Source organism: Bradyrhizobium cosmicum (genome assembly GCF_032290525.1).
In the GTDB taxonomy this organism is placed as follows: domain Bacteria; phylum Pseudomonadota; class Alphaproteobacteria; order Rhizobiales; family Xanthobacteraceae; genus Bradyrhizobium; species Bradyrhizobium cosmicum_A.
In genome coordinates this window covers 1-257 of record NZ_JASXTA010000360.1, presented here as the reverse complement: position 1 = coordinate 257, position 257 = coordinate 1, and the positions used below count along the sequence as shown (strand labels likewise).

Below are 257 nucleotides of genomic sequence, written 5' to 3'. Positions count from 1 at the left end.
CCGTCAGCGTATCGCCGTCGCGGTCGATCGCGCTCCTGATCGACTTGTGATAGAAGCCGCCGCCCTTGTTGAGCGGGCCGTCGCGTTCCAGCGACCAGCCGATCAGGTCGAGGCCGGCGACCTTCGCGGCCTTGGCGTATTCGGAAGGGACGATTTCTTGTCTGTCGTTCAGCGTCAGCATCATCGGGATCGGCGGGCCCAGGATCTTCACGCCGGAGGCTTTCAATTCCTCCATTGACGGCTTCCAGGTCTCAGGC

1 pseudogene is annotated in these 257 nt (G+C 63.0%); it reads right to left on the bottom strand.

The features are described from left to right. Nucleotides 1–235: pseudogene (locus QSV46_RS40245) on the bottom strand (glycerophosphodiester phosphodiesterase); the annotation flags it as partial. Nucleotides 236–257 lie beyond the last annotated feature (22 nt).